This is a genomic window from Psychrobacter sp. Pi2-1, from assembly GCF_904846645.1.
Lineage (GTDB): Bacteria > Pseudomonadota > Gammaproteobacteria > Pseudomonadales > Moraxellaceae > Psychrobacter.
On record NZ_CAJHBO010000006.1, the window covers coordinates 142,264 to 163,110 of the forward strand.

12 protein-coding genes are annotated in these 20,847 nt (G+C 43.2%); 9 read left to right on the top strand and 3 right to left on the bottom strand.

Going from position 1 to position 20,847, the window contains the following annotated elements; all coding sequences use genetic code 11:
• Window positions 1-42 precede the first annotated feature (42 nt).
• Window positions 43-3,603, bottom strand: a complete 3,561-nt coding sequence (locus JMX91_RS05515) for an autotransporter assembly complex protein TamA (protein ID WP_201548045.1) — start codon at window positions 3,601-3,603, stop codon at window positions 43-45.
• Between the two features lie 492 nt (window positions 3,604-4,095).
• Here JMX91_RS05515 and JMX91_RS05520 point away from each other — a divergent pair, with 492 nt between their 5' ends.
• The 7 genes from JMX91_RS05520 (at window position 4,096) to JMX91_RS05550 (ending at window position 13,634) form a co-directional block, all read left to right on the top strand.
• On the top strand, window positions 4,096-5,427 hold the full coding sequence (locus tag JMX91_RS05520) for an MFS transporter (RefSeq protein WP_201548046.1): 1,332 nt from the start codon (window positions 4,096-4,098) through the stop codon (window positions 5,425-5,427).
• 246 nt (window positions 5,428-5,673) lie between these two features.
• The gene (gene coq7, locus JMX91_RS05525) at window positions 5,674-6,318 is read left to right on the top strand and encodes a 2-polyprenyl-3-methyl-6-methoxy-1,4-benzoquinone monooxygenase (protein ID WP_201548047.1); all 645 of its coding nucleotides are present in this window, start codon (window positions 5,674-5,676) and stop codon (window positions 6,316-6,318) included.
• 236 nt (window positions 6,319-6,554) lie between these two features.
• Window positions 6,555-7,679: a tetratricopeptide repeat protein gene (locus JMX91_RS05530; RefSeq protein ID WP_201548048.1), complete on the top strand. Its 1,125-nt coding sequence runs from the start codon at window positions 6,555-6,557 to the stop codon at window positions 7,677-7,679.
• A gap of 301 nt (window positions 7,680-7,980) precedes the next feature.
• On the top strand, window positions 7,981-10,458 hold the full coding sequence (locus tag JMX91_RS05535) for an esterase/lipase family protein (protein ID WP_227679288.1): 2,478 nt from the start codon (window positions 7,981-7,983) through the stop codon (window positions 10,456-10,458).
• A 451-nt stretch (window positions 10,459-10,909) separates the two neighbouring features.
• Window positions 10,910-12,406, top strand: a complete 1,497-nt coding sequence (locus JMX91_RS05540) for a cytochrome ubiquinol oxidase subunit I (RefSeq protein WP_227679289.1) — start codon at window positions 10,910-10,912, stop codon at window positions 12,404-12,406.
• Window positions 12,406-13,422, top strand: coding sequence for a cytochrome d ubiquinol oxidase subunit II (cydB, locus tag JMX91_RS05545; RefSeq protein ID WP_057759155.1), 1,017 nt, complete (start codon window positions 12,406-12,408; stop codon window positions 13,420-13,422). The genes JMX91_RS05540 and cydB overlap by 1 nt, the downstream gene beginning before the upstream one ends.
• Before the next feature lie 95 nt (window positions 13,423-13,517).
• Window positions 13,518-13,634: a DUF2474 domain-containing protein gene (locus JMX91_RS05550; protein WP_101206161.1), complete on the top strand. Its 117-nt coding sequence runs from the start codon at window positions 13,518-13,520 to the stop codon at window positions 13,632-13,634.
• A 182-nt stretch (window positions 13,635-13,816) separates the two neighbouring features.
• On the opposite strand, the gene murU is transcribed toward JMX91_RS05550, so the two are convergent.
• Window positions 13,817-14,554, bottom strand: a complete 738-nt coding sequence (gene murU, locus JMX91_RS05555) for an N-acetylmuramate alpha-1-phosphate uridylyltransferase MurU (RefSeq protein WP_201548049.1) — start codon at window positions 14,552-14,554, stop codon at window positions 13,817-13,819.
• Between the two features lie 46 nt (window positions 14,555-14,600).
• Window positions 14,601-15,704: an aminoglycoside phosphotransferase family protein gene (locus tag JMX91_RS05560; RefSeq protein WP_227679290.1), complete on the bottom strand. Its 1,104-nt coding sequence runs from the start codon at window positions 15,702-15,704 to the stop codon at window positions 14,601-14,603.
• 381 nt (window positions 15,705-16,085) lie between these two features.
• On the opposite strand from JMX91_RS05560, the gene JMX91_RS05565 reads away from it, so the two are divergent.
• Together JMX91_RS05565 and JMX91_RS05570 are read left to right on the top strand one after the other, a co-directional pair.
• A complete protein-coding gene (locus JMX91_RS05565; protein ID WP_201548051.1) occupies window positions 16,086-19,145 on the top strand; it encodes an LPS assembly protein LptD in 3,060 nt (1,019 codons plus the stop codon).
• 156 nt (window positions 19,146-19,301) lie between these two features.
• On the top strand, window positions 19,302-20,693 hold the full coding sequence (locus JMX91_RS05570) for a peptidylprolyl isomerase (RefSeq protein WP_201548052.1): 1,392 nt from the start codon (window positions 19,302-19,304) through the stop codon (window positions 20,691-20,693).
• Window positions 20,694-20,847 lie beyond the last annotated feature (154 nt).

Consider the following 20,847-nt stretch of genomic DNA (forward strand, 5'->3'; position numbering starts at 1 on the left):
CATTTGGAGCTACTAAACATTTGGAACTACTACATTGAGCGATTATAACGGCGAGCCAATGAAGAAGTGTAGTCGTACTGGAATACTTTCCTCGGTCACGCCAGCAGCCACATCGACACGCACCATTCCTACAGGCGATGCCCAGCGGATACCGACACCAACGCCGACTTTTGTCTCAGTATCAAAATCTTTGTCATAGGCATTACCGACATCTGTGAAGAATGCACCACGGAAACCTGGTTTAAATTCATAGTTATACTCAGCACTACCGACCGCTAGTACCTGCCCGCCCGTTAGATAGCCTTTATCTAATGGTGACAAGCTCTCGTAATCATAACCGCGGATACTCTGATCGCCACCTGCAAAGAAACGCAGTTTATAAGGCACATCGTAAAAATCATCGGCCCAAATATAACCGGCATTAGCACTACCTAATACTTGATGCTTTTTGTCTTCGCCAAAGCTATAGATACCACTAACGCCTGCGCGAATAATCGCCATATCGGTATCACTGAATGCGCTATCAGTGCCAGCCTCGATTGAGTAGTACTGGCGCATGCCCTGCGTTGGGTTAGTAGCGTTATCAGTATCTGTTTTATTCATACCATAGCCAAACAATAGCGCACGCTGTTTCGGACTTGAAGAGGTAAAGCGGATAGGCAAATCATCTAATGCTGCCCCATCAACCCCCGTCTCAAGCTCATCCAAGCGGTAACGCACAGAGTAGCTACGGTTCCAACCAGTGTCACTACGGATATTGCGTGCCAAGGCCGCTTTTAGTGTCGTGGTTGATAGATCAAAGTTGCCTTCACCTTGGTCAATCACTTCCTCTTCATAAGTAAGACGCCCATCTAGCTTATCATTGAGCGGATGATTCCATGGTCGACTGGCATACACAGCCACGTTTTTGCTGATTCTCGACACTTCTGTTTCTGCACCTGCTTGATAGCCTTGGCGATTGAGCAAGTTGTAGTCAATTTTTGCGGTGGCGCGAACGCCTGTATCTGTTCCATAACCCAGACCAACTTGAGCATCACGTGGTTTATCCGCGTATACAAACACATATAAAGGTATTTTTTTGCTTTCTGCAACGTCTTGCGGCGTTTTACGTCCTGCTAGCGTTGGAGGTACAAAGTTCTCATCATTAATCAAAATCTTCTCATCAGGGAATATCTTTTGTGCGACATTACTAATTGAGTCACTGATTTTGCCCAATAAATTATCAGCTTCCTGATCTTTTTCATCAAGCACGCGATCATTCGGCAAGCGGCTTAATCGTTCTGCTTTTTGTCTGATAGCTTGCAGCTTATCAAGGGTGGCTTCATCAGCCTCAAAATCAATAGCAGCGATATCCGCTTCATTGACCGTCTCGCCACTATTAGCACTCAGAGCACTATCGCTCTCTGCACCTATATCACTATTATCGTTAACCGTATCTTCTTTACTAGCCGTCACATTTAAGGCAGCTGCGCCATCATTGCTACTCAGATCTGCGACGCTATCATTGTCCACATTATTAATATCGTCATCTAATGTGTCGTTACCCTCGGTAGCAGCATTGTCAAACGCTAAGGTACCAGCTTCACTACTATCAGTTGGTGGTAGTATCGACTCGACGTTGACCGTATTAAAGTAACGAGTTGCCGATAAGTCATTACTGAACTTAGTAACTGCTGGACGATAAAAGGGCTCACCCGGCGTAAAGCCATAGAGCTGTTGTAATAATGAAAGCTCTACTGGCAGTTTGTCAGGATCTTGGGTCAGCGTATTGGTTTCTTTGTCATAGGTAAAAAACACCACATCGTCAAACTCGTAACGATCACCCGTGTTATAAACCAACGAGACATCTGCCTTGTTGTCCGGCAAGATGATATCAACGGATTTGTTCAACCAATACTGGTCAAAATAGCCATAGGTATTGCTCAAGGCCTCTAACGCAGCTTTACTGCTCTTATAGACACGGTGATTAAAAATATCACCTTCTTGCGGTGGCAAGTCTGCCTCAAGCGATGCAAACTCTTCTTGCTCACTACCCTCACCGCGAATCTCAATAATACGGCTGTCTACCAGTACCGGCTCGCCTAGCTCTTCAATCACAACATTGACTGTATCGCGGTCAGGTTGGGTCAGACGCAGCTCAACCTCGTAGTAACCAACGGCTTTAGCAGCATTCTGTGCCGTCTCACGCAAACGTGGCAATGCCGCAGTAAAGTCAATAACCGACTGAACGGAAGTATCATCCAGTGCTGCTTTGATGTTTTTCATTGGCTGAATGTCGTTGTCAGCTTCAATCAGCTGAGCCTTACCGTTAGGAGAGTCTTCAGCGGATACTTGCTCTAGATAAATAGCGGTTTCTACATTTGGCAAAGCTACCACGCCACCGTCATTAAAAAAGCGATTGTACAGACGCGTCACGATATTACCTCTATTGCGCGCGCGTGGCCGTGGTCTATTGGCTTGTTCGATACTTTGATCGACGGCCTGAGTATCATTCTGATAATCTGGTAGATAGTCATTCGGATTGATAATATCTGTCGTCGTACCTTCTACATTGGCAGGCACATTCGTACCAGCTATCACCTCATCACTACTATCATCAGTCGTCAGACCATTTTCATTCTTAACAATAGCTTCATTCCTAGCGACATCTTCATTGCTAACAGCGCCACTCACCTCAATCGGACGTGACATCCCTTCAGCTGTACTCGCCTGCTCTTGCGTTGTTTCATTTCTACCCAACGTATCAAGATTGCTAGGCGCTGGCAAGTTTGTCGCATCTAGCTCTACATCGAGACCAATTGGCGATGTTGTGTCATCTAACGTAGCGATTGGCGCATCAAAGTCACTGTCGTTATTGCTAATATTAATACTATTAATATCTTGAGCATTCTGCGCATCCATTGCCGCTAGCTCACGATCGATCTGCTCAGGGGTCATCATTTGATAACCCTGCTGCTGAATCTCGGTTGCTTGTTGCAACAGGTCATCATTAGAAGCGATTGATTGAGAGTTATTGGGATTATATGAAGTACTTGGACTATCAGTGAAAGTTTCTAGATTTTGAGTGTTTTTGTTTTGAGAAGTTGCGTTTTGAGCATTGGCATTTTGCGTCGTCGAGTTTTTAGAGCCTGACTTTGTCGAGTTAGGTTTTTTAATTCCCAAGCTCTGTTCGCTATAGTCGTCCAATACTGACTGATCAATGATGCCTTGTTCTACTGCTTTTTTTAGACGTAGCGCATCTAGAGCCATATCTAGCTGAGTATCGTCATCTGACAATGTAGCTGATTGCTTGATAGATGCCTGATCATTCGCAGCTTGACTATTGTTAGTCTGGTTACTAAGCGTTTGATTGCTATCAGTTTGGTCAGCAGCAGATGAGTTGGTGATAGCGGTATTGTTTATATTATTAATAGTATCTGCCATTGCCGCAGGTGCTATACCGAACAAACTGGTCGCAAGCGCAGTGCACAGTGCAGAGCGTCTGAAATTTTTACGCGGCGCTGCTGGATATGTACTTGGATTATTACTATCGTTTTGGATTATGGCTGTGTCACGCTGCATCATGAGACCCTTGCATGCTCGAGTTGAAGGCTGCTTTATCATCTTTACGTCCTATCAGCTCACGCGGCACAATCTTATCAACGATAACGATCGTCAAGTCTGACCGGTGAATAAACTTATAGCAGTTATCTGGAATTAATGGTTTACTACTTTAATTTTATGACTGGTTATCTGTAGTGTCGGCTTTAGCACTCTGTGTCTATCGCCTTGTAGGTCTACTAGCTTAGAAAAGGCTACTAGCCTATAGTCAGTGTTAATGGTTAGTAGCCGTAGTAACCTTTGTTTTCACTACTATTTATACCCTAAAACGCAATCACATAAAATTTATAAATCATAACTTAGTTAAATATCGAATCATAGCATTGACTGCATGTATTTTCACCGAAGCCTTGCTATTATACGGCTTAATATTAATAAAACCTATGCTATATCTTGATATAGTTTTTAATAAAATTGACGATTATTATCATAAAAAAATTATCGTTCAGCGCCGCGATTTTCTCTATCAGTCGCGATTTATCTGTAGGAATGTCCATGTCCAACCAGTTTCAGTTATTCAAGCGTCGTCGTTTTAGCGCTATGTTTTTCACCCAGTTTTTGGGCGCATTCAATGACAATATTTTTAAGCAGGCGCTCATACTGGTGCTCACTTATACTGCCGCCAGTAAATTGGGCGTAGAGGTCAGTATCCTTAATAACTTGGCCGCCATGTTATTCATCTTGCCCTACTTTTTGTTTTCTGCTTTGGCAGGACAGATTGCTGATAAATATGAAAAATCAAAGCTCACGCAGTTTATTAAACTCCTTGAGCTGGTCATCATGGCGGTTGCCGCAGTCGGTTTTGTCTTTGAATGGTATGCACTGCTATTTGTCGCGTTGTTTTTGATGGGTACACATTCGACTTTCTTTGGACCGATTAAATACGCTTATCTGCCACAAGCGATGAAAGAAGATGAGTTGGTCGGCGCCAACGGCCTTTTTCAGATGGGTACGTCGCTGGCTATTTTGGTCGGGATGATTGTCGCTGGTATTTTGACTCAGCTATCACAATCATTATATTGGATTAGTGCCACAGTATTGGTTGTCGCTGTTTTGGGATATCTAGCTGCGCGCTATATCCCTACTATGCCAGCGATGCAGCCTGACCTGAAGATTAACTGGAATATTATTACGACCAGCTTAGCCACGGTTCGTTACTTATACTCTCTGCCTTTTTTATTCTTTATCATTCTTGGTAACAGCTGGTTTTGGTTTTATGGGGCGACATTTTTGACCCAAGTGCCAGAGTTCAGCAAGGTGATTTTGCTTGGTGATGAGTCCGTCGTTATTTTCTTACTCACATTGTTTTCTGTTGGTGTATCAATAGGTTCGGTGCTGTGCAAAACATTGACCAAAAACAAAGTCAGCTTGCGTCTATTGCCTTTTGGTATTGCTGGATTAAGTATCTTTGCTATTGATTTGTATTTTTCACTTTCAGGTTTAGATATAAATGTGAATAATGACATATTACTTGGCATCGGTGATTTGTTTAATATAAGTGGTAGCTGGCGTGTCTTCGCGGATTTATTCTTATTAGGGTTTAGTGGTGGTTTGTATATCGTACCGCTATATGCTTCTATGCAAGCCTACGCACCTAAGAGTCATCGAGCACGTATTGTTGGCGCGAATAACATTTTTAATGCGATATTTATGGTTACCTCAGCGATTTTTGCGATTGTTATCTTAAATGTTTTAGGGTTTACGCTACCGCAGCTATTTTTGGTGACAGGGCTATTGAATATATTGTTTGGCGCATTTTTATACATCAAACTCAATAAACATATTAAGCACGCCGTTATCCAAACCAACGATGGTATAGCACCGTAAATATGGTTAACGCCGTAAATAAGTTTGGCTCCATAAATACAGTCTAATGTTGCGATGATGTTTTCTTAGTTATGATAGCTATAGTAGTTTGCCCACTATCTATAGATTATTTATGGGCTACCTAGACAGTAATATTCGAGCCGATAATTTGGATTGTTTGCTATAGTAATACGCATTATGCCGTTGCGTTTAAACGGTAATACATTTTATTTTATTGACAGTTTTTAACACCATCAGGAGTGAGTTATGACCCTGCGTCCTTTATCTAAAATTGACCAGTTGTTACTTGGGGTCGATAAGGCATTACGAGCTGTCGTGCCCCATTCCAATCCAAGCACGCGTCCGTTGCCCGTCAGTAGCGATGAGATTCCTGAGCTGACCATCACAGAGGCGCGGCACGTTTCAGGTCTTATGCGTATCAATCATACAGGTGAAGTATGTGCGCAAGGTCTATACCATGGCCAAGCGTTTGCCGCAAAAGACACTGGTGTCAAACAAGCCATGCAACAATCGGCCGAAGAAGAAGTCGATCATTTGGTCTGGTGCGAGACTCGTCTAAGCGAACTTGGTAGCCATGCCAGCGTATTTACGCCGCTTTGGTACGGTATGTCTTTTGGACTCGGTGCAGTCGCAGGCGCGATCTCAAATGAGTTTAGCTTAGGGTTTGTAGCAGAAACAGAAGCGCAGGTCAGCGAGCATCTACAGGATCATATCAAGCAATTACCTGAACATGATCAGCGCTCAAAAGAAATATTGGCACAAATGGATAAAGAGGAGCTGCATCATCGCGAGCTAGCACTTGCAAGCGGCGGCGCTGCTTTGTCTCCAGCAGTACGTCGGACCATGCGATGGATGGCAAATCGTATGAAAGATACCGCTTATCATTTATAGCTTATGGTTACAGGTACTGTGGTTAGCTGCTGTTATCGATTTTCTTACTAATTAATAGCTGCACAGATTTACGTAGGTTTGCTTAATTCTAGTGATTAACAATCCTACCACAGATAGCGTAAAGCTTAATTTGCTACGGTATTAAAAATTTGTACGATTTTGCAGCAATGCGCTATTTATATTACCGTCCAATCAATGAATAACAACCAAATAAATTAAACAAGGTAACGATTTTTATGAAAGCGATTCTCTCTAGTAGCCACTCTATTAAGTCACCGAAGTTTGCAACGTTGACCGTCATGGCTGCAACCTGTGCCATGCTGTTATCTGCACCTGTGAATGCAGCAGAAACTGATGCCACTGCAACGGCTGTACCTAGTGCGATGGATTCAAGCAAACGTGTGATTCGTCTTGCTCGTCCCAATGCAGCTATCAGTCCTGCTCAAACCAACGCCGCTCAAACAGGTTTACCAGCAACACCTGCGAGCAACAGCCAGCCGACTAATGCGCAAACAACTAACATGCAACTAAGCGGCACTCTGCAAAACAATGTACCTGTTAGTACTGCTCAACCTCAAACACCGCAAATGATGTCGCCTGCTGCTGCACCTGTCATGAAGGGTACTACCCGCGTTTACGAGCCTGGTCCAATGACAGCTACCGGTATCGACTTGCGTAGCGGACAACTTCCGAATATTCCTACACCGCAAGTACAACTATCAGATATGAGCTTTGTCAAAACTGTACTGATTCCACAACAAAAAGGGCTAGGTACTGATAAGCTTGATGTCAGCTTATTAGATGACTTCATCGCTGATGTATCCCCTAACGCGCGTCACTATCCACCAAACTTCCCTAACCGCTCACAGCGCCATTACACACGTGAAAAAATCAAAGTATTAGCGGATTGGATCGAACCTTATGCTAAGTCGCCAGACGCGTCTTTTGATGTATTGCTTCGTGCCGCTAAGCTAAACGGTATGGGTCGTAATCTAGATTTGGGTTCAGACTACACGGTACGTGGTGGTCAGTATGTCGATCGCGCTATCAAGCTGCAACCTGATAGTGGTGAGGCTAACTTCCTATACGGCATGATGCTATCAGAAGGTGGCGGGTTCAAAGAAGGTCAAAAGTATCTAGACCGAGCTGTCGCTTTAGGATACACCGAAGCAGAACAAAGCTTGGCACAGTCAGATCTACTCAGTGACCGCCGTGCTAATGCGTTAGAGCGTCTACGTCGTCTTGAAGGGCAATACCCTAACAATACTGTTATTCCTCAACAAATCAAACTCGTTGAAGAAGGCAAATTCTATATTTGGGATATCCCTGCTCCTGACATCAGCGTAAGACCAGGTGCATAGAAATGCTGTACTTGTTGAGACTAGCTGCTACTGAGGGTTTGATTTATAAAATATTTGTTTAATAATACCCTCAATAGATAAAATCTTTAATAAGTAATCTAAGTTTCAAATACCAAGCGCTTTTGTTTTATATCTATAAGGCAAAAGCGCTTTTTTTTGACTAGCAGAAAACCATTCGTTTTAAAACTCGCTTTTGTAGAATTGCAAATAAATAGTCTAACGTCAAAAGTTGCGCTACACTCATTATCAATTGCTACCTTCATTACTCATCTCTCATAACTACCGTTTATTGGACTGACTTATGACTTTCGCTGGCTTTGGCAAACAGACAGTAGTGCATACTAATAAAAAAACCCTGCCCATTACGTCACTTATGCTTTTGGCGGCAGCAGTATTGCTACCAGCGTGTAGTACGGTGACGGTCGATAAACAAGCCTCGGCCAAGACCATATCAGCGCAGCGCGGCAATATCGTCACTGACAATGCGTTAAGTAGCGACACAGCATCTGCTTTACTATCAGCAGGACTGAATGAGCAAGCCTGTATGCAGCAATTTGACTTATGCTTGACTCAGCTCTCTGACAGTATGCTTAACAGACACTATCGCCCTGCTTTGGCTATTTTTGCAGAACTGCACTATGCAAAAGCGCGTCAACTATCTGATTCAAAAAACTGTCGTAATGCGCTGGCACGCCCGCCACTTGATCCGTATTACGCCAACGCGCCCTTAAGTGATAATGACGCCAAAACGCAGCAAAAAGAAACCGACCTGTGTTTGACCGATTATCAAGCAAGGTTATTTGATGCCGTCAAATACAGCTACACCTACCTATTTTATGACAGCTTGACCCATGACTTTGAAGGTGCAGAGCAAAATAGCAATAGCCATCGTGCGCAAAACCGTATTCCAAATGACAATGATATCCAAACCCAAGACATTTATAACGCTGCTAGCAATGACGTTATTACTCAAATTTATCAGTCGACTGAAAATGCCAATAAATTGATGGGTAATACGACAGTAGAATATCTGCCGATAACGTCTACCCAGCGTGACAACACGGATGAAGCAGCAATCGCCAATCGACCACCACTAAAGGGCAAAGCAACAGACCAAGTCAAAGTCATGAAAGTTACCGTAGATGACTACAATCTTGATATTTATTTGCCAAACGAAAACAACTATCTGCAAAACGCTCATAAACAAACTTCCGCCTTGGCAGACTTATCATCTACTTATGAGCTGCGACTCTCCGGTCTAAATTCTGTGAGCAAACGCCCCGGCTTAGGCATTAGCTTGGTGGCATCGTTGGATGATCGCTACACCACCACAATCCGTCAGTTGTTGGTTGCCTCCTTATCTGGTCGACTGACAAATGAAGATAAAAATACGGACGACAGTGAGCCAAGCTCTCGTATTTATCCCACTGGACATCTGCTATTGACTGGGCTGATTAAGCCAGATGGCGATAGCGTATTAGACGCACTGAGCAGTCGTAAGCTTGATATTCATTTATATAATCCGTACCAAACCGAATCCGTCAATATTCTCAATGATGACTACCCACTGGCAGCCAACTTTTCGGCGGGATATGGATTATGGCTATCAGAGAACCAGTTAGATGGCGTAGGCTATTTAAACTTGATTACGCGCCAACCAGATGCTCAGCTGCCCAAACTCTTCATGCTTGAGCCTTATGATCCTGATAAACGCGTGTTGATTATGTTGCACGGGCTGGCTTCTAGTCCAGCAACTTGGGTAAATCTGACCAACGATATTCTTAATGATGACAAACTGCGTGATAATTACCAAGTTTGGCAAATATTCTATCCAACCAACCTGCCTATTTTAGAAAATCGCTACCAGATTCAACAGTTAATCAACAGCACCTACCAGCAGACTGATCCCAATGGACAAAATCGCGCCAGTCGAAATAGTGTGATTATCAGTCATAGTATGGGTGCCATTATCGCTCGTATGATGCTATCTGATGAAAATTTAGTCGATGATTTAGATAAGCTTAACGACAAAGATATCCTCTCTAGCAATGAGAAACAGCAAATCCGTAACGCGCTCAAGACTTCTTTTGGTGAAGATGAGTTAAAGAAGCGTTTTGAGCTACAGGCATTGCCGCAAGTAGACACCGCTGTCTTTCTATCTGCACCTTTCCGTGGTACCGATTATGCAGATCGCTGGTTTACCCGTGCGCTACGCCGCATCGTTTACTTACCTGTAGGTTTGGTCAAGACATTCACGGATAACTTAGCAACCATTGCCACACAAGGCGACTTGGCGCAAAACCCACTGGGCGCGTTATATTTGCAGAACGGTGCCAGCCAGTTAAGTGACAAGTCTTCTTTTATAGAGTTAACCAAAGACATCACTATGAATGAGCGTATCACTTACCATTCAATTATTGCCAATAATGATGCCGATATCACTAAAGGACTGGCACAAACGCAACCAAATGGTGCCAAGATTGATTTGTCTCAAGCGGTAGAAGACAACTCTGGAAACGAAACGGCGAGCGTTGATGTCAGCGACAATACTGAGACATCACAGTTACCACCTGAGCCGCTTGTTGCTGCTGTGACAGTCAATGATGATATCAGTCAAGCACTGACCGAGCGTTTGTCAGATGGTATCGTTCCTTATAACAGTGCCCATCTCGACGGCGCCGCGTCTGAGACAATTATCAATGGCGGTCATAGTATTCAGACCAATCCGCAGACCATTTTGACATTGCGAAGAATTTTGCATAAGCAGCTACAAGAATGATGTAGATTTTTGTTATTTTACAAAGTTTTTGGCGCATAAATCGCAACCTTTAAATATCAGTCATAGGTTTCAACTAAGCAGTATGTTCGCGCATACTGCTTTGTTTTTAATAATATTAATTTTATTTTTCAATGTTTGAATTATGTTATTTTGGTGACTCTGAGGTCTGCAACAGACAGACTGGGTTGCTTGCGTGTATATCTAGGTGAGCGCATAATATATCTATAGCACATGACAGTAATATGTAAATTTATAAGGACATAAATTATTCAATTCAGCTAAACAGTGAGTCGCAAACTTAGCCACAATTTATGTCTAATGGAGCTAAGTCCACGTCACTGAGCTATTGCCCGTAATGTTTGCCACTTTGATCGATGGATAGTTACGGACAGTTACTTGAGCGTTGTATGGAAGTCAGCGCTATTCAGCTAACAGATGAGAGTAACCGTTTATGTTCGCTACATTTATGATTGACCAGCTCGATGCGCTGATGCTTGCGCGTATCCAATTCGCTTTTGTTATCTCGTTTCATATCGTCTTTCCTGCCTTTTCTATCGGTCTTGCCAGCTGGCTTGCGGTGCTTGAATTCCGCTGGTTAAGAACTGGTGAACCTATCTATGCTGAAGTCTACAAGCATTGGGTCAAAATATTTGCTGTCGTCTTTGGTTTAGGCGTGGTATCAGGCGTGGTAATGTCCTACCAGTTCGGTACTAACTGGGCTGTATTCTCTGATAAAGCCGGTAACGTTTTAGGCCCATTACTCGCCTACGAGGTACTGACGGCGTTCTTTTTAGAAGCGTCCTTCTTAGGCATTATGCTATTTGGTTGGGGTCGCGTGAGCAAACGCATGCATTTTGCCTCAACCGCCATTGTTGCTATTGGTACCTTGATTTCAGGCTTTTGGATATTGGCCGCTAACAGCTTTATGCAGACCCCTCAGGGCTTTATGATGGGTGCAGATGGTCTGCTCTATCCTACCGACTGGCTTGAAATTATCTTCAACCCATCGTTCCCTTACCGTTATGCTCATATGATGACCGCAGCCTTTCTGACGACTGCCTTTGTCATTGGTGGTATCGGCGCATATTATATTCAATCTAAAAAGCACGTCGAGCACCGTGCGCATGGTCGTGTAATGCTAGGTATGGCGATGATTATGGCCATCTTTGTGGCACCGGCGCAGGTATTGATTGGTGATGAGCATGGTCTAAATACCCTTGAGCACCAACCTGCTAAAGTAGCTGCGATGGAAGGACTCTGGGAGGATGAGCGCGGTGCCGCACTACGCTTATTTGCGATTCCCGATCAAGAAAATCAGACCAATAAGTACGAAGTAAAAATTCCTTATGTGACCGGTTTAATCTTAACCCATTCGTTAGATGGTGAAGTTAAAGGGCTCAAAAACTGGGCACCTGAAGATCAACCACCTGTCATTATCGTATTTTGGGCGTTTCGTATCATGGTTGGTATTGGCATGCTTATGGTGCTGGTCGGCCTATTCAGTCTATACAAATACTTCAAAAAACAGCAGTTCAATACTGACAGTGTGTGGTTCCACCGTGCTTGGATGATGATGACACCGCTTGGTTTTATCGCCTTATTATCAGGTTGGTTCGTAACCGAGACAGGACGTCAGCCTTGGACGGTTTACGGGGTCATTCGTACCGCTGAAAGTATGTCTCCACTTGCCGCACAGCAAGTGGCGACGACATTAATTGGCTTTATCGTTCTGTACATATTTGTCTTTGGTGCAGGCAGTTTTTATATTTTACGGTTGATCGCGCAAGGACCTAAGCCTTACGAAGATCCAGATGAAGATCATTATTATGACCATACTGTGACAGAAAGTCAGGGACGCGCGTTAAGTGGTGATAGTAATCCTGCTAAAGGTACTGAAGAAGACTTAGATGAGCCTGCAAACGATGTCGATGATGGAGGATTACGCTAATGTTTAACTTCGGTGATGTATTAGATTTACCTCTCATTTGGGGCGGTTTGATTGCTTTGTCTGTCTTTGTCTATGTACTGCTTGATGGCTTTGATTTGGGCTGCGGTATTTTGTTCCCATTTGCAGGCTCAGATAAAAACCGTAGCCGAATGATGAACTCTATCGCGCCATTTTGGGACGGTAATGAGACGTGGCTAGTACTAGGCGGTGGTGGTCTATTCGCAGCATTCCCTGTTGCTTATGGCATCATTATGACAGGTCTTTATTTACCCGTGACTGCCATGTTGTTCGGTCTTATCATGCGCGGTGTGGCGTTTGAGTTTCGCTTTAAATCCTCTTCGCGCCGGCATGTATGGGATACCTTTTTCTTTGTCGGTTCAGTCGTTGCCACTTTCTCTCAAGGCATTATGCTTGGGGCATTAGTGCAAGGGTTAGAAGCCAGTAACCGTCTATATACTGGTGGCCCATTTGATTGGCTCACACCCTTCTCGATAGTGTGCGGATTTGCCATGATTATTGGTTATGCCTTACTTGGCTCGACGTGGCTTATTATAAAAACAGAACACACGCTACAAGTATGGGCGCGCCAAGTTTCTAGATGGATGCTTACTGCGTTGCTAGTAGCGATGGTTGTGGTCACAGCGTTTATGTATTTCTCAGACATTGACGCATTAGAAGGCTGGTTTAGTTTTCCAGATTTGTTATACCTTGCTCCTATGCCTATTATTGTCATGCTTTTATTCTTTATCATGCGTAAAGACTTAAAAACTGAGCGTGAGTATCGTCCATTTTTACTAACGGTTGCCTTATTTCTAATGGGTTATATCGGCGTTTGTTTCGCCCTATTCCCTTATATCGTACCGTATCAAATGACGATTTATGAAGCTGCTGCAGCCGATACTTCGTTATCATTCATGCTGATTGGCGCATGTATCATGTTACCGATTATCTTGAGCTATACAGCATTTGCTTACTATACCTTTAAAGGTAAGTCTGATCACAATCCGATGTACTAGTCGCTAATCGCGACGGACAACGGATCAGCTAAAGAGGATGGCTATCATCGTTTATAGATGGTAGTCACACTTCAAACGCTAATCAGGAGATTTCTATGAAAAAGTTCAGTAAAAAACAATCGCAATGGGCATGGTTTGTAGGTCTATATTTGGCAGGGTTTTTAGTGGTATTTACCATTGCTCAGCTAATTAAACTGGCCATGGGTGTTTAGTATCATTGCCTACTCATACGATTGAGTGCCAGTTAGTCAGCTAATAAATAGCTTGCTAGATGCTACATTTGCACTTTTATCTTGCACACATACCTTTTAGACATGTCGTAAAAAATATCTCTATATACATAAAAAAAGCAGCGTTGAATAATCGACGCTGCTTTTTATTTATCTTAAATTTATCAGTTTGGCTTACCTGCATGCTCGATATCATTCTGTTCGATAAACTCATTAACCTGTGTTAGACGCTCTGGGGTCCCCACGTCTATCCAATTATCTGTCGTCACTTCAGCGGTAATCTGAAACTTTATCATTGCTTGCTTTAGTAGTGGTGCTAATGCAGCAGGCTGTCCTGACACCAGACCTTCTATTAATTTGGGTGACATTACGCTAATACCCGCAAAGGTATACTTATCTGCATCGCCGACCGGCTGTTCACTAGCAAGGCCATTATTAATCGCGAAATCGCCGCCATTATTATGCTCTGGATTATCAATCAACAACAAATGCGCGCGCTGATCCGCTCCCAATGTATAGTCTGTTAATTGAGAGAAGTCATAGGTAGTCCAGACGTCAGAATTGACCAGAATAAACGGCTCATCTTTTAGTTTACCTGATTGTAATGCCTGAAAAATGCCGCCTGCGGTCTCAAGTGGTTCATCGTCTTCTACTGACCAATGCAACTTTACGCCATACTGTGAACCGTCACCTAAGCTGTCCATTAGCTTATCTGCCAACCATGAGGCATTGACTGTGATATCAGTAATGCCTGCTGCTTGTAGTGCTTTAATATGCCATACAATAAGCGGTTGACCTGCGACTTCAACCAAAGGCTTGGGCGTCTCAAGCGTTAATGGACGTAGGCGTGTGCCCTTGCCCGCTGCCAAAATCATGGCTTGTGTAATCGTAGAGGTAGACATCTGCGCTCCTATCTTTATCATTTAAATTAATTTAGCTGAGCGTCATCTATGCTGAAGCAAACTTCTCTTTATAAGCAGGTAGCACTGCCTCTTGTAGCCATTGATTAAACGGTATAATTGATTGCTTTAGTTCATCATTGCCATGTTCAGCAAGCCAGTTTAATTCAATAATCAAATCACGCATGACTTTAGGAATATCCGCCAAATAGCGGTCTTTGCCATCACGCTCAGACAAACGGATAAAAATCCCTAATACCTTTAGATGACGTTGTACGCCTATGACATTCACATCGTGTTCAAACTGCAGCGCGCTATCAGGGGTGGTTAGTGATTTTTGTTTTTGTAACTGCCAAAAGTCATCAATCCATGTGGATATTTGGCTCTCTGGCCATTCAACATAAGCATCGCGGACTAACGACACTAAATCATAAGCATACGAGCCAATGACAGCATCTTGAAAATCAATCACACCCAACTTTGATTTATCTGCTTGATCTTGCATAAGGTTGCGGCTGTGATAATCACGATGTACCACTACTTGTGGCTGTCGCAAAATCTCATTCATTAACGCTGTTTTTAGGTTTCCCCAAACTTGCTCATTTAGCGCTATACCAATATAAGGCATAAACCATTCGCTAAATAAATCCATCTCACGGTCTAGTAGTGCTGTGTCATAATCTGGCAGCTGATGTTGCGACTTTGCCGTTTCTACTGGTACCGTTTGTAGCGCCACTAATGTCTGCATTGCTAGCTGATAGTAGTCATTGATTTGGTCTACGGTTGCATCGACAAGCAAATGGGCAAACTCTACTGTGCCAAAATCTTGTAATACCAAAAATCCTTTTTCCACATTTTGTGCAGTCAGAGTCGGCACGTTGACAGCAGGCGCCATCAGCGTAGCAACATTGATAAACTGCAGCATCGCATCTTGCTCGTCAGCGGAGTCCATGACGATATAATGCTTATTGGTGCTATTGTCTGTCTCTGATAGTTCGATACGATGATATCGGCGGGCACTAGCGTCGCCAGGTAAGCTGTCTAGACTAAAAGTTTGATCTAAAAATACTTGCTGTAACCATTGTTCTAATTGCTGTTGACGGTTGTTATTTTCATCGATCATATCAGTCTCTAAAGTCGTTTTGTCAGTCATATTGGGCATCGCTGGTTAAATATAAGTCATAAATAATTAAAGTAGTGATAAGTCTGACAAATACTTGCTAAAATAGCGATATGTGTCGGTGCTATACAAGCTGCCACAGACGTATTGCTATATCATTCAATACTTGATGTCGGATAGAATCGCTATCGCTACTTAAAAATCAGCATGGCTATATTATAAATTTTGGTAAATAGTGTAGCTGATTTGGTTTTTTTTGACTATGATTAGTCGTCATTATATGTAAAACATCCAAATTTTTGAGAATACATTAGTCATATTTTAGTTGCTCGTTCACTGCTTTATATCGTTCGGTGATACCGCTACTAAATTCAGTCATGCAATCCAATAAGCTCTGCAATCATAGGTGTGCCCTTGTTATATTCTCCGCTTTACCAAAGCATCCGCTTGATCTTATTTGGTGCCTTAGGCTTATCTAGCCTAACTGTCAGTGCTGCCATTGGTGATGCCAATACGCAAAAAACTGAACCACTCACTACGGATAGTACAGACAGCTATGCGTCTAATAGTGTGGCGACTGACGCCAATAGTATTAGTCGTACTCAAAGCAATGATGGCTATCAAGAAGCAGATATTCTAAATGATAGCTATCCAGACGATGCTAATACGAATGACGCTACTTTATTAAATGATACTGCGTTAGATAGCAGATTCTCTGAGAACAATGACCTAAATATCACAGAGATTAATGAGGCTGCTGACTCTGAAGCTTTTAGCAATGAAGTTTCTAATGCTAGTAATTTAAATACAGAAACTAGCAACCAACCAAGCAGTGATACACTAGATAGCAATGCCTTTGTCCCTAAAGCGATAACAACAGATAATGGCAAGCTAGATCTTAATGACGAGAGTATTCAAGCCAGCCTAATGCGCTTAGCAGAGTTTTATGAGCTAACACCAGATACCGATGCTTCAACATTAAACAATGAGGCTGTCAGCACTGAAGCAAACAATACTCATAATAATGCGATGCCTGCTGCACAGACGATTCCAAAGGTCGGTAGAGATTTACGTCTACTGCCAAATGCCGTGGACAGTGCCCAGCGCTGTGAAGGTCAATGGGTATATCCGCAGAGTAACCCTAATTATCAACGTGCTGTGAATGAAGCTGGTACGGCAAACGGACAACCAGCACCAAAGGTGGCTAGCGTTCCGAACAATCAAGCCCCTTTATTTACTGAGTCTGATTACGGTTATTACAATAATATTAATTATGCTGAGCTATCAGGCAATGTAAAAATTGACCAAGGCACTCAGCATATCGAAGCAGAAAAAGTCATGATTGACTTGAGCAATGGCGTTGCAGCTGCTCAAGGCAAAGTCATGTTTACAGATAATGCGACTGGACAGCGTACAAGCAATGCCACTACAAAAAACGGCCAAGCCAGCTTTAATGATAGAGCGGCACAAAGCGGCCTAATTGGCGTTGCAGATAGCTTGAATTACAATACTGAGACTGGTCAATCAACGGCCAATGATGTGGCATTTGCTAGTGTTGGACTACAAGCGCACGGCTATGCCAAACGCTTAAACAAACCTAATGAGAGTGAATACGAGCTGGATCAGGTGATGTTTAGTACCTGTCCACCTACCAACCGCAAATGGCAGTTTGAAGCCAAAAGTATCGATCTAAATACTGATACAGGGCGCGGCGAAGCATATAACACCACTTTCCGTGTGGCTGATATACCCGTATTTTATCTCCCCTACTTTAACTTCCCAATCGACAGTCGTCGCAGTAGTGGGTTTTTATTACCAAGTGCTAGCGTCAGTAGTGAAAGCGGTCTTGAAGTTGATATTCCTTATTATTTCAACTTAGCACCTAACTATGATGCCACCCTTAACACGCATATTTATACTGACCGTAACCCGATGCTATCAGGTGAGTTCCGTTATCTGACTGAGAATTATGGGGAAGGTATTTTAAACGGTTCATACTTACCAAACGATAAAGAGTATGACGACGAAGATCGTACCAGCTTGTTTTATGACCACACTTGGTCGTCGAAAAGCATTCCACGATTAAGTGCTGATGCCGAATACAACTATGTATCAGATGCCGATTACCTTAATGATTTTGATACGTTGGGCTTGTCAGATAGCACTATAAACTTGCCACGTCGTGCCCGCGTCAATTACTACAATGATTATGTCGATGGTGAACTAAAAGTAGAAACTTTCCAGACTTTAGATGCATTCACTGATAGCGGTGAGGCATTAGAAGACAAAGACAAGCCGTACTCACGTTTGCCACAGCTCAAATTAAATTATCGCCTGCCTTGGGCTGAGCGCTTCGATATCACTGGTATTCATGATTCTGCATACTTCAAAAAATCTATCGATGATGGTTCTGAAAACGAAAAAAGTGGCGCACGTATTTATAATAAACTGAGCGCCGCCTATCCGATGGAAACCTCTTGGGGTTATATCAAACCTAAGCTGAGCTTGCAGCATCTATATACGTCATATGATGAAGATAGCTTAGAAGATAATCAGCTTAGTGAAGAAGATGGCAGTCAATCTGTATTTGTTCCGCAAGCTAGTATCGATGCAGGTCTACACTTCTATCAAGCGGGCTCACCATTTGGTGCGTTTGACGATACCATGGGCGGCTATCGTTTACTTAGCCCACGCGTAAAATATACGTATTCACCGTATAAGAACCAAAACGACATTCCTAACTTTAATACGCGTATTGCCTCTATTAACTATGAACAGCTATTTTCAGACAGTTGGTTTTTAGGTCATGATCGTTTGCAGGATTTGCATTCTATTACGCCTGGTGTCAATTATCGTTACATCGATGCAACGGGTGTGACACGTTTTGATGGTAGCATTGCAGAACAGTTCTATCTAGATGATGGACGCGTAACACTTGATGATGATCAGCCAGTTTTTACCTCGTCTTCTTCAGGTATGGTATGGGATACCAGCACTCAGCCTTATAATAATTTTTGGGTTGATGTTAGCGGTGCCTTAACCAGTAATTATGATTTGAACTACATTACGACTGAACTACGTTATCAGCCGTCAAACAACAGCTTATTTAATGTGGGTTATGTTAAGCGTCAGCGTGATGACAATACCGATCAGTTGCCATTATCTGCGTTTACCGCTTCCGCTGTTTTCCCTATCAATAACAGCTGGCGCATATTGGCTCAGGGTCAGTACGATTATAATCGTAACAAGATGCTTGATTCACTCATCGGTGTTGATTACGAAGACTGCTGTTTCGGCTTTGCTGTTTATGGTCGCCGCTATTACAATGACCTAAACGTAAAAGACGAGCCAACACAAGCTATTATGGCAGAAGTTAGATTAAATGGTCTTGGCAGCGGTAGTAGCCGCTTGACACGATTGCTTGCTGATAAGATTTTGGGCTTTGAACCTGTACAGACGGCATGGAAAGACTAACCGGTTTTTTGCTAGATTAGAGTTATTTACGTAAATATTTATAAGACACTATTTGAACCCCTATTATGGGAAACGCTGTCGAATATTTTATTATTAAGGGTATCGGATAGAGTTGACCGACTACCATCCGATGCAATGACATTGATGAGGAGCATCATGAGATTTTTTTCTTTACGTCAGACTAGCAGAGCAGTATTGCTATCTATGGCAGGCCTTACGCTTACGTTAAGTGCTAACGCTGCTACTGTCAAACCTGCAGCGGCTCAAGCTTCTACCTCTGCTGCGCAAAGCTCAGTTGATCGCTTAACGCCAGCCAATAGCACAGACGGTATTATTGCCCTAGTTAATGAAAACGCTATCTTAAAAAGCGAATTGGTTGATGCTATCGAGCAAACTCAAGCACGTGCCAAAGCTGCTGGAGAGCCTATCGCAAACTCAGCACAACTACAGTCTGAAGTGTTAAACGCGCTTATTTTGCGTGAACTGCAGTTGTCTATGGTCAAACGTGCGGGACTGTCTGCCGATGAAGCAGAGATCAATCAACGTCTTGGTCAAATCGCTCAAGCTGAAGGCCTTAATAGCATCGCAGCATTGCAGCAACGTCTAGATGCCGCGCAACCTGGCAGTTATGCCAATCTACGTGCCAAATTGATCGAAGAGGCTTCTATCCAAGCGCTACAGCAGCGTCAAATTACTCGCCGAGTACGTATTAGCGAGCAAGACATTGATGCATTTTTGGCCTCACCTGAAGCCAAACGTCTGAATCAAAGCGAATATCAAACCATTCACGTACGTGTTCCTTATATAGATGACTATAGTCGCCTATCGCCCGCTCAACGTGAAGAAGCATTAAAAGTCGCGCAAGCATTACGTACACGTTTGCTTGAGCCAAATGTCAATGTCGCTGAAGCTGTTGCTGCTAGCCAAGGTAGCTATCCGATTCCATTGCAAGGTGGAGATATGGGCTTTCACAAGGCCGCTTCTTTACCGACAGAGCTGTCCAGCAAAATTACCAAGCTAGATGTTGGTACTGTAAGCGAGCCATTATTGACTCCTGAAGGGATTGACATCATCAAGCTTGCTGATAAAAAAGCCAGCAATACGATGCTGATACCACAGTGGCATACTCGCCATATCCTAGTTAAAGTCGATGACCTACAAACTGACGCGCTTGCTGAACAAAAAATCAATGATCTATACGAGCAACTTCGTGGCGGCGCTGACTTTGCTAGTTTAGCTTCAACGTATTCAGATGATCCAGGTTCTGCTGGACGTGGCGGTGACCTTGATTGGGTTAGCGAAGAAGATATGGTTGGTCCATTTGAAGCCACAATGAAAAATACGGCAGTTGGCGACTACTCTGCGCCATTTAAGACACAGTTTGGTTGGCATATCCTAAAAGTCGATGGTAAACGCGATCAAGATATTAGCGAGCAATATCGTCGCAATATGGCGCGTCAAGCATTGTATCAACGCTTAGCACCACAAGCTCAAGAAGACTGGTTACAAGAGCTACGTGCTGGCGCTTATATTCAGATACTTGGCTGATATGTTGCAATAATCTAGGGCGTGTCGTCAATTAGCACAGTTATTTTAGAATAAGCTATAGTAACTCTATATTTAGCAATCTGAGTAAAACCCTCATGACAAGACGCCATGCCCTACGAGATGACCAATGGGCGAGAATTAAAGACATTCTGCC